At 64.0% G+C, this 13,156-nt stretch carries 8 protein-coding genes and 3 pseudogenes; 8 read left to right on the forward strand and 3 right to left on the reverse strand.

Features of this window, described 5'->3' with window-relative positions; all coding sequences use genetic code 11:
• Positions 1–1,170: 1,170 nt before the first annotated feature.
• Positions 1,171–2,721, forward strand: coding sequence for an Ig-like domain-containing protein (locus SHTP_RS03990; protein WP_096369840.1), 1,551 nt, complete (start codon positions 1,171–1,173; stop codon positions 2,719–2,721).
• A gap of 49 nt (positions 2,722–2,770) precedes the next feature.
• Here the strand turns inward: SHTP_RS03990 and SHTP_RS03995 are convergent, their stop codons facing one another.
• Positions 2,771–3,892 carry a citrate synthase 2 gene (locus SHTP_RS03995; protein WP_012396184.1) on the reverse strand — a complete coding sequence of 374 codons (1,122 nt, stop codon included), beginning with the start codon at positions 3,890–3,892 and terminating at the stop codon, positions 2,771–2,773.
• A gap of 286 nt (positions 3,893–4,178) precedes the next feature.
• Between SHTP_RS03995 and SHTP_RS04000 the strand changes: the two genes are divergently transcribed.
• From SHTP_RS04000 to SHTP_RS04015, 4 genes and pseudogenes are all read left to right on the forward strand, one after another.
• Positions 4,179–5,381 carry an ISAs1-like element IS2404/ISMul1 family transposase gene (locus SHTP_RS04000; RefSeq protein WP_420872934.1) on the forward strand — a complete coding sequence of 401 codons (1,203 nt, stop codon included), beginning with the start codon at positions 4,179–4,181 and terminating at the stop codon, positions 5,379–5,381.
• A gap of 9 nt (positions 5,382–5,390) precedes the next feature.
• Positions 5,391–6,461, forward strand: a pseudogene (locus SHTP_RS04005) (ISAs1-like element IS2404/ISMul1 family transposase); the annotation flags it as partial.
• A 22-nt stretch (positions 6,462–6,483) separates the two neighbouring features.
• Positions 6,484–7,608: pseudogene (locus SHTP_RS04010) on the forward strand (flavin-containing monooxygenase); the annotation flags it as partial.
• Between the two features lie 387 nt (positions 7,609–7,995).
• On the forward strand, positions 7,996–9,291 hold the full coding sequence (locus SHTP_RS04015) for a citrate synthase (RefSeq protein WP_096369842.1): 1,296 nt from the start codon (positions 7,996–7,998) through the stop codon (positions 9,289–9,291).
• A 4-nt stretch (positions 9,292–9,295) separates the two neighbouring features.
• Here the strand turns inward: SHTP_RS04015 and SHTP_RS04020 are convergent.
• Positions 9,296–10,869: pseudogene (locus SHTP_RS04020) on the reverse strand (phytoene desaturase family protein).
• Between the two features lie 23 nt (positions 10,870–10,892).
• On the reverse strand, positions 10,893–11,156 hold the full coding sequence (locus SHTP_RS04025) for a DUF2630 family protein (protein ID WP_011738616.1): 264 nt from the start codon (positions 11,154–11,156) through the stop codon (positions 10,893–10,895).
• 112 nt (positions 11,157–11,268) lie between these two features.
• Between SHTP_RS04025 and arfA the strand changes: the two genes are divergently transcribed.
• Genes arfA through arfC form a run of 3 tightly spaced genes read left to right on the forward strand, consistent with a single transcriptional unit; the run spans position 11,269 to position 13,151 of the window.
• Positions 11,269–12,267 carry a channel-forming protein ArfA/OmpATb gene (arfA, locus tag SHTP_RS04030; RefSeq protein WP_096369843.1) on the forward strand — a complete coding sequence of 333 codons (999 nt, stop codon included), beginning with the start codon at positions 11,269–11,271 and terminating at the stop codon, positions 12,265–12,267.
• Between the two features lie 12 nt (positions 12,268–12,279).
• Positions 12,280–12,513, forward strand: coding sequence for a channel accessory protein ArfB (arfB, locus tag SHTP_RS04035; RefSeq protein ID WP_096369844.1), 234 nt, complete (start codon positions 12,280–12,282; stop codon positions 12,511–12,513).
• Positions 12,513–13,151, forward strand: a complete 639-nt coding sequence (arfC, locus tag SHTP_RS04040; protein ID WP_096369845.1) for a channel accessory protein ArfC, sunset domain variant — start codon at positions 12,513–12,515, stop codon at positions 13,149–13,151. Before arfB ends, arfC begins: the two co-directional genes overlap by 1 nt.
• Positions 13,152–13,156 lie beyond the last annotated feature (5 nt).

The raw sequence follows: 13,156 nt of genomic DNA on the forward strand, positions 1-13,156 counted from the left end.
GGTTCGCCCCCCGGTTGCTGGCTGCGGCCGGCTCCCGGCCGCGGGCCGATGTTGTGATGCGTCCACCGTGACTGTCTGACCGTGATGGGCGAGTGATCGTCAAGTGACCTGGTGGACGCCAAAGCGCTAGACACGGCGCCGTTGACTACGATTTCAATTCTGCGAGAGCACTTTTCGGTATCGGCGCGAATACGATTGGATCGCGACACGGGTACTATTACGTCACGAAACACGCTGATTTTGACGGGATTTGCGAGGGAATTGTGCCCCTCTAGCACTTCCTGGCGTTATGTCAACCCTTGGTGGCCGAACATCCACGATCGCGGACTGGCGTCGCTTTGGTGTCCGGGCTCCGGCGTCGGATGCGAATGTTGGCCGAGAGGGTGAAAGCGACTGACGCGCAGGTTCGTCATGTACGAAATATGTTGGCATATAGGTCGACCCGAAAATCCGCCGAAGTCAGAAGCCTGGGCGAAACGAGGATGCTGATGGCATCGCTCACCGATTGTCTCATCGAAAGGCGTCGGGCGGCAGCGGAGAAACCTTGAACTGCGCTGACTCGAGATGGCTGCGTATAGGTGATAAGTGCTGTCTTGCAATGACTATGGCCACTTCGATCGCGTTTCTTGTGCGCTATCCGGCTGGCAAGATCAATTCACTCACGACAGAACGTCGCTGCAACGGTCGCCACTGGCAGGGCCTTCTTGCTGCCTTTTTGCTCCCCTCGGCGGATCATCGGGATGGCCAGGGTATGGGCTGGTGATCTGGATTAATTTAATTGGAATTCAGGGTGTTTGAGCATTCGGTCGAGCCAGGGCGGGCGCTAATGATGCGTCGGGTGAGGCGGTCCTGCATGTCCGGACGCGGGTTACTCGGGCGGGCTCGACCGCGGCTTCCGGCTCCAAAGATCGGTATTGACAATAGCTCTGGTGGGGCAGCAGACTTCGCTGCACGTTACGGACCTCCCGGTTGCCCACCTCGAACATCCTGGTGAGCAGCGCGACACCTCAATACCGCCACTTTGTCAGTCGATGCCGTCGGACGGGCCGTTGGCTTTGCTGGGCCTGGCTCGCATCGAGCTTGCCCGGCGAGCCACCGCGAGCTTGCTCATCGACCGGCAAAGCGTCATCCGACGAATCCACTTTCCCGGTGGAGGCACAAGGAGAATTTATGGGTTACGCCAGCCATGCGGTCCGGGTCGGGGCGCTGGTGTTCGTTCTGGTGGTGGGTGCTGCGGTGGCAACCGATCAGGCGATCGGCCATGCCGCACCAACTGATTCGGACGCCTCCAATGGTGAATCGTGGGCCGACGTCCCCGCGCCGCCGGGCGGCGAGAACACCGCAGCGTCTCTGCTGCCGGGGGCGGCACAGCCGGGTGCGGTGCCCGGTGCGGCGCAGCCGGGAGCGGCACTGCCCGGTACGGCTCTGCCGGGTGCGGCATCGCCAGGGGTGGGTACGCCACAGCTTGATCCCAGCAACATCCCCGATGACTTGCTCAACGCCGTGATCAATTTCCTGGCCTCAATCCGCAATGGAGTGGTGCCGATCCTCGAAAACCGCACGCCGGTGGCCATGCCCCAACAACTCAAGATCGACGACAACGGCTCGACGGGCCTGGTTCCGTTTTCGGCCTACGACCCGGATGGCAACAGGATGACCTTCAAGGTCAATCCCCGCGGCACCCCTGGTGGGCCTCAGCACGGCATGGTGAACATCGACGAGAGCAGGGCCGCCTTCGTCTACACACCCGAGCCGAATTTCGTTGGCATCGACACGTTCACCGTTGCGGTCAGCGATGACACCAGCCTGCACGTGCACGGGCTAGCCGGATACTTGGGCCCGTTTCACGGCCACGACGACGTCGCCACCGTGACGATCTTCGTTGGCAACATCCCGACCGACACGATCAGCGGCGACTTCAGCATGTTGACGTACAACATCGCCGGGCTGCCGTTCCCGCTCTCCAGCGCGATGCTGCCGCGCTTTCTCTACACCAAGGAGATCGGGAAGCGGCTCAACAACTTCTCGGTGTCCAACGTCCAGGAGGATTTCAGCTACCACGAATTCCTGATCAAGAAGTCCAGGATGCCCAGCCAGACACCGCCCAGCCCGCCCACCTTGCTGTGGCCGATCGGTGTGCCCTTCTCCGACGGGCTCAATAGCCTCGCCGTGTTCAAGGTGAAAAGGCTCGACCGGCAGACGTGGTTTCAATGCGATGCCGACAACTGCCTCACCCCGAAGGGTTTTAGCTACTCCCAGCTGCAACTGTCGGGCGGAAACACCATGGACCTCTACAACCTGCATGCCAACACCGGTGGTGGGGTGCTTACCAACGCCAACCTCAGGCAGCTTGCCAACTACATCCTGCAGAACTCCGCGGGCCGCGCGGTGATCGTCACCGGCGACTTCAACGCGCTGTACTCCGAGGACCAAGCCGGCCTGCTCGACTTCGCCGGTTCCATCGGGCTCACCGACGCCTGGGTGGAGGTCGAGCACGGCCCCACCACGCCGCCGTTCGCGCCGGACTGCATGGTCGGCAACGAATGCGAATTGCTCGACAAGATCTTCTATCGCAGTGGCACGGGAGTGACGCTGCAGGCCACCGCCTACAGCAATGAGACGCCCAACTTCAACAATTCCAACGGGCAACCGTTGTCGGACCACAGCCCTCCGGCGGTTGCCTTCCACTACGAGACCACCAACGTCTCTTACCCGAACTAGTTTGTAGCGCTTGGCATTTGGTGCTCGATTCGACCTGTCCGGGCGCGTGCTATGCGGTGGTCAGCACCCGGTCCCAGCCCGCGACCGACTCCGGGGTGCGTGGCGCCGGCCCCACGTAGATCGCGGAGGGGCGGACCAGCTTGCCCAGCCGCTTCTGCTCGAGAATGTGGGCACACCAGCCGGCGGTCCGCCCGCAGGTGAACATCGCCGGCATCATGTTGGCCGGGACGCCGGCGAAGTCCAGAATGACCGCGGCCCAGAACTCGACATTGGTCTCGATGGCTCGGTCGGGACGGCGCTCACGCAACTCGGCCAGGGCCGCCTGTTCCAAGGCCGCCGCGACTTCGTACCGGGGTGCCGCCAGCCGCTCGGCGGTGGCGCGCAGCACCCGCGCCCGCGGGTCCTCCGCGCGGTAGACCCGATGCCCGAAGCCCATCAGCTTCTCGCCGCGGTCCAGAATGCCCTTGACCAGGCCGCGGGCGTCTCCGGTGCGCTCGACCTGCTCGATCATGGGGAGGACTCGGGCCGGTGCACCGCCGTGCAGCGGCCCGCTCATCGCACCGATCGCGCCCGAGAGTGCCGCTGCGACGTCCGCGCCGGTAGAGGCGATGACGCGGGCGGTGAACGTCGAGGCGTTCATGCCGTGTTCGGCGGCCGACACCCAGTAGGCGTCAATGGCTTCGATGTGCCTGGGGTCCGGTTCGCCTTGCCATCGGGTCATGAAACGCGCTGTTACCGTTGAACATTCATCGATAACTCGTTGAGGCACGGCCGGCTGATAGATGCCGCGTGCCGATTGAGCGACGTACGACAGCGCCATCACCGACGCACGCGCCAACTGTTCGCGGGCCGTGGCGTCATCGATGTCCAGCAGTGGGGCGTAGCCCCAGATGGGCGCCAGCATCGCCAGCCCAGCCTGAACATCGACTCGTACATCGCCGGTGTGGATCGGCAGCGGGAATGGCTCGGCGGGCGGCAGCCCGCGGCCGAATTCCCCGTCGACCAGCAGCGCCCACACATCGCCGAAAGTCACCCGCAGACTAACGAGATCTTCGATATCGACGCCGCGATAGCGCAGCGCGCCACCGTCTTTATCCGGCTCCGCGATCTCGGTGGTGAAGGCGACTACGCCATTGAGGCCAGGGACAAAATCTTCCGGGACCACAGTCATAGCCAAATTCTTGCACTCCACCTCGGGGCGGAAACTACCGCCTAGTAGCCCCACCGGTAGCGTTGGCGCAATGACAGGGCCAAACGAGCAGCGCCTGGCCGCGATGCGGATGGAATATGGGTCACCCGAAAAGGATGCCAGTCCAGGGCTCAGGCGTTGTTGATTAGCAGGCTTGTGAGCTGGGTTGATGATCTTTGGTGCCGCGCTATTGGGGCCGGAGTGTAGGCACGGGCTATCTGGAGAACGATCGAGTTGGTTACTGTTCGTCGTTGGTCTGGAGTTGCCCGTGCCTACCGTTTCAGTATTGCCTGTGTCGTCGGTTCCAGAGGTGTTCGACCGCTGGAGTCCTGGTGAGCGCAGCGAGCTCATCGGATCGGAGTTTCTCGATGTGTTGGCCTCGGTGCCAGACCCGAGGGACCCACGCGGTCGGAGGTATTCGCTGATGGCTTTGTTGGCGATCGCGGTTCTGGCCACTGCCGCGGGGATGCGCGGCTATGCTGGTTTTGCCACATGGGCGGCCACCGCTCCCGATGATGTGTTGGCCCAATTAGGGGTCCGGTTCCGGCGGCCCAGTGAGAAGACCTTCCGCGCTGTTTTGTCTCGGCTAGACCCCGCCGACCTCAACGCCAGGATGGGCAGTTACTTCACTGCACACGTGGCCAGCAGCGACCCCAGTGGATTGGTGCCGATCGCGTTGGACGGCAAGATGCGGCGTGGTGCTTTACGCGCCAAAGCGACAGCCACGCATCTCGTGTCGGTGTTCGCCCACCGTGCCCGATTGGTGCTCGGTCAACTCGCTGTCGCCGAGAAAAGCAATGAAATTCCCTGCGTACGTGCCCTGCTCACGCTGCTGCCGGGTAGCTTGCGGTGGCTGGTCACCGTGGATGCGATGCATACCCAGGTCGTCACCGCGAAGTTGATCTGCGCCACCTTGAAGTCGCACTACCTGATGATCGTCAAGTCCAACCAAGCCAAAATACTTGCGCATATCACCGCGCTGCCCTGGGCCGAGGTGCCCGCAGCCGCTACCGACGACTCCCGCGGCCACGGCCGTGTCGAGACCCGCACCCTGCAAATCATCACCGCTGCACGAGGAATCGGCTTCCCCTACGCAAAACAAATCATTCGGATCACTCGTGAACGCTTGATCACCGCCACCGACCAGCGCAGCGTGGAGGTGGTCTATGCCATCTGCAGCCTGCCGTTCGAGCACGCCCGCCCTACCGCGATCATGACCTGGATGCGTCAACACTGGGGAATCGAGAACAGCCTGCACTGGATACGCGACGTCACCTTCGACGAAGACCGTCAAAGGGCACATACCGGAAACGGCGCACAGGTCCTAGCAACGCTACGCAACACCGCGATCAATCTGCACCGCCTCAACGGCGCCGACAACATCGCCGAAGCCTGCCGGATCACCGCTTTGACCGCCAACCGCCGCCTAGACCTCCTCAATCCACAATTCCCCAGCTCACAAGCCTGCTAATCAACAACGCCGGAGCCCTGGAGGTATTCGCTGATGGCTTTGTTGGCGATCGCGGTTCTGGCCACTGCCGCGGGGATGCGCGGCTATGCTGGTTTTGCCACATGGGCGGCCACCGCTCCCGATGATGTGTTGGCCCAATTAGGGGTCCGGTTCCGGCGGCCCAGTGAGAAGACCTTCCGTGCTGTTTTGTCTCGGCTAGACCCCGCCGACCTCAACGCCAGGATGGGCAGTTACTTCACTGCACACGTGGCCAGCAGCGACCCCAGTGGATTGGTGCCGATCGCGTTGGACGGCAAGATGCTGCGTGGTGCTTTACGCGCCAAAGCGACAGCCACGCATCTCGTGTCGGTGTTCGCCCACCGTGCCCGATTGGTGCTCGGTCAACTCGCTGTCGCCGAGAAAAGCAATGAAATTCCCTGCGTACGTGCCCTGCTCACGCTGCTGCCGGGTAGCTTGCGGTGGCTGGTCACCGTGGATGCGATGCATACCCAGGTCGTCACCGCGAAGTTGATCTGCGCCACCTTGAAGTCGCACTACCTGATGATCGTCAAGTCCAACCAAGCCAAAATACTTGCGCGTATCACCGCGCTGCCCTGGGCCGAGGTGCCCGCAGCCGCTACCGACGACTCCCGCGGCCACGGCCGTGTCGAGACCCGCACCCTGCAAATCATCACCGCTGCACGAGGAATCGGCTTCCCCTACGCAAAACAAATCATCCGGATCACTCGTGAACGCTTGATCACCGCCACCGACCAGCGCAGCGTGGAGGTGGTCTATGCCATCTGCAGCCTGCCGTTCGAGCACGCCCGCCCTACCGCGATCATGACCTGGATGCGTCAACACTGGGGAATCGAGAACAGCCTGCACTGGATACGCGACGTCACCTTCGACGAAGACCGTCAAAGGGCACATACCGGAAACGGCGCACAGGTCCTAGCAACGCTACGCAACACCGCGATCAATCTGCACCGCCTCAACGGCGCCGACAACATCGCCGAAGCCTGCCGGATCACCGCTTTGACCGCCAACCGCCGCCTAGACCTCCTCAATCCACAATTCCCCAGCTCACAAGCCTGCTAATCAACAACGCCGGAGCCCTGGGTCGGTGGTGACGGATAGCGGCGAAGAGACGGCGGTCGACTTCTTGATCGTGGCCACCGGCTTGCTGCACCACCCGCGGGTGCCGGCGATCGCAGGTTTGGACGACTTCGGAGGCAGCGCCTTTCACTCGGCCCGGTGGGATCAGCGGGTCGCGGTGCAGGGGCGGCGCGTGGCGGTGATCGGTAGCGGATCAACCGGCGTGCAACTCGTCTCCGCCCTGGCGGGTGTGGCGGCCAAGGTCACCATGTTCCAGCGCACCCCGCAGTGGATCCTGCCGTGGCCTAACAGGCAGTACTCAAAGGTGAGTCGTGCCTGCTACCGCGGGGCGCCGTGGCTCGAATCGTTGGCCTACAAGATATGGGGCCGGGCCTTCGAGCAATTCACCGCGGCGCTGACCAGGCCGGGCTGGCATGGCCGCGTAACGGGGATGACGTGCCGTGCCAGCCTGCGCCTGGTCCGGGATCCACACCTGCGCCAGGCTTTGACTCCGGACTACCAGCCGATGTGTAAGCGGCTGGTGATGTCCTCGGGGTTCTACCGTGCCATCCAGCGTGACGATGTCGAGCTGGTCACCACGGGCATCGACCGCATTGAAAACGCGGGCATCGTGACCGACGACGGGGTGCTGCGCGAGGTGGACGTCATCGTGCTCGCCACCGGATTCGACTCGCACGCGTTCTTCCGGCCGATGAAGCTGATCGGCCGCGACGGTGTCGAGATCGACGAGCTATGGCGCGGCGGCCCATATGCGTATCAGACGGTGGCAATGCCGGGCTTTCCGAACTTTTTCATGATGCTGGGTCCGCATAGTCCGGTGGGGAATTACCCGTTGATCGGCATTGCCGAATCGCAGGCCGATCACATATTGCGCTGGATACAGCGGTGGCGCAGCAGCGAGTTCGACACGGTCGAGCCGACGTCGTGGGCAACCGATGAATTCAATGCCAAGCTGCGGGCTGCGATGCCCAAGACGGTGTGGACGACGGGTTGGAGCAGCTGGTATCTGAACGATGATTGGGTGCCGGAGGTGTGGCCATTCGCGCCGGCCGAGCATCGGGCCATGTTCGCCAATCCCGACCTCGATCAGTATCACTTGCGTCGCCGGCCCGAGGTCCTGGCCTGGTAGCCGGGCCACGCGCGATTTCCGGCGCTTCGATCGGTGCACCGGTGGACCGTGTGATTTAACGTTGTGAAATAGTTCCCGCGGAAATATTTGTCGCTGAATATCAATGACTCGCGAGGGGCGGATGAGCGGGGTGTGGCACGGTCGGCAATCCGCTCGATCGCGCGCATTCACTTTTCTGACCGTTCATCCGGCTTCCGCACGGAATATGCAAAGGGTTTGTCGGGGCATGCCACGGTGGCCCGTCATGGCCACCGGGCAGCAGGGTCGCGGAGATCGACCGGACCAGCAGATACGACCCCGGGCAGGCGCGCCATCGTGTCAACGACTACCTTCAGCTATACGCACCGAGTGGGGCAGTCATATCAGCCAGAACGCAAAGGGGTTCTCGTGTCCGACACCGACGACACCGCAACTCTGAAGTACCCGGGGGGCGAGATCGACCTGCAGATCACCCATGCCACCGAGGGTGCTGACGGCATTGCGCTCGGCCCGCTGCTGTCCAAGACCGGACACACCACGTTCGACAACGGCTTCGTCAATACCGCGTCGTGCAAAAGCTCAATCACCTACATCGACGGTGACGCCGGCATTCTGCGCTACCGCGGATACCCGATCGACCAGCTGGCGGAGAAGTCGACCTTCATCGAGGTCTGCTACCTGCTGATCTACGGCGAGTTGCCCAACACCGACCAGCTCGCCCAGTTCACCGGCCGGATCCAGCGCCACACCATGCTGCACGAGGACCTCAAGCGGTTCTTCGACGGTTTCCCCCGCAACGCCCACCCGATGCCGGTGCTGTCCAGCGTGGTCAATGCGCTCTCGGCGTACTACCAGGACGCGCTGGACCCGATGGACAGCGAGCAGGTTGAGCTCTCGACGATCCGGTTGCTGGCCAAGCTGCCGACCATCGCCGCCTACGCCTACAAGAAGTCGGTTGGCCAGCCGTTCCTCTACCCGGAGAACTCCCTGACGCTGGTCGAGAACTTCTTGCGGATGACGTTCGGCTTCCCCGCCGAGCCCTACCACCCCGACCCTGAGGTGGTGCGGGCGCTGGACATGCTGTTCATCCTGCACGCCGACCACGAGCAGAACTGCTCGACCTCCACGGTGCGGCTGGTGGGTTCCTCCCGGGCCAACCTGTTCACCTCGATCTCGGGCGGCATCAACGCCCTCTGGGGCCCGCTGCACGGCGGTGCCAACCAGGCGGTGCTCGAGATGCTCGAGCAGATCCGCGACAGCGGCGACGACGTGAGCGAGTTCGTCCGCAAGGTGAAGAACCGCGAAGCCGGCGTCAAGCTGATGGGCTTTGGCCACCGCGTCTACAAGAACTACGACCCCCGCGCCAGGATCGTCAAGGAACAGGCCGACAAGATCCTGTCCAAGCTCGGCGGCGATGACTCCCTGCTGGGTATCGCGAAGGAGGTTGAAGAGGCGGCGTTGACCGACGACTACTTCATCGAGCGCAAGCTCTACCCCAACGTCGACTTCTACACCGGCCTGATCTACCGTGCCCTCGGCTTCCCCACCCGGATGTTCACCGTGCTGTTTGCGCTGGGCCGGCTGCCGGGCTGGATCGCGCACTGGCGCGAAATGCACGACGAGGGCGACAGTAAGATCGGGCGTCCGCGCCAGATCTACACCGGTTACACCGAGCGCGACTACGTCGCGATGGACGGGCGGTAGTCGGTCAGCGGTCTTGCCGCAGGTAGGCCAACACCGCCATAGCGGCGTTGTGCCCGCCAATACCCGACACCGCGCCGCCCCGCCGGGCGCCCGAGCCGCACAGCATGATGCGGTCGTGGTTGGTGGCCACCCCCCATTGCTGGGCGGGGGTGGCCAGGGTGTCGTCGTTTTCGGCGAATGGCCACGATAGCGCGCCATGGAAAATGTTTCCGGCGGTCATGTGCAGCGTGTGCTGTAGGTCTGCGGTGGTCGTGGTCTCGATGCACGGCCGACCATCCGCGTCGGTCAGCAGCACGTCCTGAATCGGCTCGGCCAGGACCGAGTTCAGTGAGGCCAGCACCGCTGCGGTGAGTTGGTCCGCAGCACGTCGGGGTCGGCGTTTCCGAACACCGAGTGCGGCGTGTGCAGGCCGAACACCGTCATGGTCTGCGCGCCGACGTCACGTAACGCGGGCGACAGGATGCTCGGATCGCTCAGCGAATGGCAGTACGCCTCGCACGGCAACGGATCCGGCAGATGCCCGGCGGCCGCGCGCTGGTGCGCGGCTTCCAGCTGGGTCCAGGTTTCGTTGGCGTGGAATGTCCCGGCGAATGCTTGTTCGGGTGTGACGACGGCATCACGCAACCGGGGTAGTCGCCGCAGCACCATGTTCACCTTGACCTGTGCGCCCGGGGCCAAGGATGGTTCGGTATCGCCGAGCAGCTTTGCCAGGACCGCTGGGGTGACGCCGGCCAGCACAAAGCGCCCGCGAACCAGGTGTTCGTCGTCGCCAGCGCGATAGCGCACGTCACCGTTCGGGGTGACCGCGACAGCTTCCGCGCCGGTCACTATTTCGGCGCCGTATCCGGTGGCGGCGGCGGCCAGCCCCGCGGTCACCGAACCCGTGCCACCGATCGGGACGTCCCAGTCACCGGTGCCGCCGCCGAGCAGGTGATAGAGGAAGCAGATGTTCTGGGTCAAAGACGGCTCGTCGAGCCCGGCGAAGGTGCCGATCGGCGCGTCGGTAGCGATCACGCCACGAACCAGGTCATCGTGCACCGCGGCGGTGATGGCGCGTCCGATCGGTTCCTCGATCATGGCGTGCCAGGCGCCGAGTGCCTCGGGGGCGCCACAGTCCACCACGGTGCGGCGGGCCTGGTCGCGGGTGCGTAGCGGCTCGAGCAGCGTCGGCCACAGGCGTTCGGTCACCAGCCGGCAGCGCCGATAGAACGCGGCAAACCCGGGCTCATCGCCGGCCGCGCCGACCGCGGCAAAGGTGTCGTCGCCGGCGGTCCCGATCAGCAGGCCGGAGCGTCCGTGCGTGTCAGGTTGGGGGGTATAGGACGAAAACTGGCGCCGGGCTAGCCGGACCGGGGCACCCAGGTCTTTGATGATCTGCGGCGGCAGCAGGCTGACCAGGTAGGAATACCGGGATAGACGAACCTCGACGCCGTCGAACGCCTGGATCGAGACTGCTGCCCCGCCGACGTGTCCCAGGCGCTCGAGCACCCGCACGCGCAGACCCGCCCGTGCCAGGTACGCGGCCGCGACCAGGCCATTGTGGCCGCCGCCGACAACGACGACATCGAATTCTTTCATTCTGGTGTCAGTGCGGGGTCGTGTCAGCCGGAGTATCCCTCGACCTGGCCGGCGGGACGCACGCTTGCCTCCCGCGGGTCGCCGCCGGTCTCCCGCAGCGCCCGGCGCTGGCGCAGCAGATCCCAGCACTGGTCGAGTTCGATTTCGATGAGGCGCAGTCGTTCATGCTCCTCTGACTCGGAGATTTCGCGGTGCACAAGCCGCTCACGCAATGCCTTCTCCTCGGCGACAAGGTCGCGGATATGGGCCAGGGTTTCACTGTCCGTCGGTTTCCTCCCATTAGCCATTGCTCCAGTGTGCCTGACATCGGTAATTGCTCTGGCGGGGAGTCGGTAGGCTGCATATCGCCAGGGGCACCGCGAGGGCTGTGCAACCAACTGACGTTAAGGAGAAGTACGGGTGGGTACCGACGCGGGCTTGGACGAGGCGCCCGCACCCACCGAGGCGCCGAAGGAACCGAAATTCGAACGGCGCCCGCTGGGCGTTTCCTGGCTAATCGGCGTGGTGGTTATTCCATTGCTGTTGGCGGCGCTCGGTTACGGCGCCTACCAGCGTCCGACGTCGGTCAACGGGCCGACCGGTGAGCTGCCGACCGTTACGGCGAGTTCCGCTAAGCCAGATCGGCCCGAGTTGTCGTTGTCATTGCTGTCGGTGAGCCGCAGTGGCAATACCCTGACGCTAATCGGCGATTTTCCCAATGAAGATGCCAAAGCGGCGCTGATGACGTCGCTCAAGGGCCTGCTGAGTCAAAATGTCACCGTGGTCGATCAGATCCAGATCGATCCCAAGGTCCGCGCGCTTGATTTCTCCAACGCCGAACCTGTTTTCTCCGCCAGCGGGCCGATTCCGGATTTCACCCTCAAGGTGGAACGGGACACCATCACCTTGACCGGAACCGCCGCATCGCCGGACCAGAAGGATGCGGTCAGAAGCGCGGCAACGAGCGTTTGGCCCGACGTGAACGTGGAAAACCAGATCGAGGTCAAGGGGCAGCCTGCTGGCAGCACCCCTCCGACGGGTCCCGCGGCCACCGGCGCATGTGCCGACCTGCAGGCGGCCGTCACGGCGCTGACCGGTGGGGCGATCGCCTTCGGGAACGATGGGGTGAGCCTGACCCCGGACAGCAATAAGGTCCTGACTCAGGTGGTGGACAAGTTGAGGGCGTGTCCGGATGCCAAGGTGACGGTCAACGGCTACACGGACAACAGCGGCAGCGAAGGCCTCAACATTCCGTTGAGCGCTCAGCGTGCCCAGACGGTGGCCGACTTTCTCGTGGCCCACGGCGTTGCCACCGATCACATCACCGCCAAGGGTCTCGGCTCGGCGAACCCGATCGCCAGCAATGACACGGCCGAGGGCCGCATCAAGAACCGCCGTGTCGAAATCGTGGTCAGCTAAGGAGAATCCAGCGTGGATTTCGTGATCCAGTGGTTGTACTACCTGGCTGCCTTCGTTGTGGGCTCGGCCGTTGCCTGGGGGATTGTCACGGTGTCGATCAAACCGGTCGCCACCACAGCGGAGGCGGTAGAGGCCGAGCAGACCGAGCAGACCGAGCAGACCGAGCAAACCGAGCAAACCGAGCAAACCGTGCAGGCCGAGGAGCCGGATCCAGCCGCGTCCCACCAGACCGAGGTGGCGCAGTGATGGCCCATGTGCACTGGTGGTTGATAATCCTGTCGTTCCTACTCGGACTGGTATTTACCTGCGCCCTGATGGTCCGATCCACCAAATACCAAGTGGCAGCCGCTGCTTCGGGGGCCGGAGCCGACGCCGCAGACGCCGAGACCAAGCCCCCGGCGATGAAGACGGCGACCGCCGAGCCACGCGAAAAGAAGGCTGCCGCAGGCGAGGACGTGCCCAAGAAGAAGGTTCCCGGCGCGAAGAAGAAGACCGCCGCCGCGAAAAAGGCCGCCGCGCGCAAGATTGCTGGGGCCAGGAAGCGCCCAGTGAAGCGCATGGTGGGGGCCAAGCGGGTTCCGAAGAAAAAGGTTGCGCGGGCCAAGAGGGCACCGACCGAAAAGACCGCTGTTACCGAGGAGTCCTCGGCTGCCCAGCTGGCGCCGGGGCGGTTTGCCCCGTACGGCCCGGGTTCGGCCCGAGCCGATGCCGACGGCACTGGGCCCCAGGGCTGGGTCGTGAAGGGGCGCACCGACACCCGCCACCACTACACCCCCGAGGACTCGTCGTACGAGACGACGTGTGCTCAGGTCTGGTTTCAGGACGAAGCGGCCGCCGCGCGGGCATTCTTCACCGCGTGGAGCAAGAGCACGCACCGGAAGTGACGCTG

Source organism: Mycobacterium ulcerans subsp. shinshuense, assembly GCF_002355775.1.
Classification (GTDB): domain Bacteria; phylum Actinomycetota; class Actinomycetes; order Mycobacteriales; family Mycobacteriaceae; genus Mycobacterium; species Mycobacterium marinum.

What these genes read in the sequence shown, in the direction of transcription:
- SHTP_RS04025 (WP_011738616.1), bottom strand. Translation starts at nt 11,156, where the DNA reads ATGGCTAATGGGAGGAAACCGACGGACAGTGAAACCCTGGCCCATATC.
- SHTP_RS03990 (WP_096369840.1), top strand. Translation starts at nt 1,171, where the DNA reads ATGGGTTACGCCAGCCATGCGGTCCGGGTCGGGGCGCTGGTGTTCGTT.
- arfC (WP_096369845.1), top strand. Translation starts at nt 12,513, where the DNA reads ATGGCCCATGTGCACTGGTGGTTGATAATCCTGTCGTTCCTACTCGGA.
- SHTP_RS03995 (WP_012396184.1), bottom strand. Translation starts at nt 3,892, where the DNA reads ATGACTGTGGTCCCGGAAGATTTTGTCCCTGGCCTCAATGGCGTAGTC.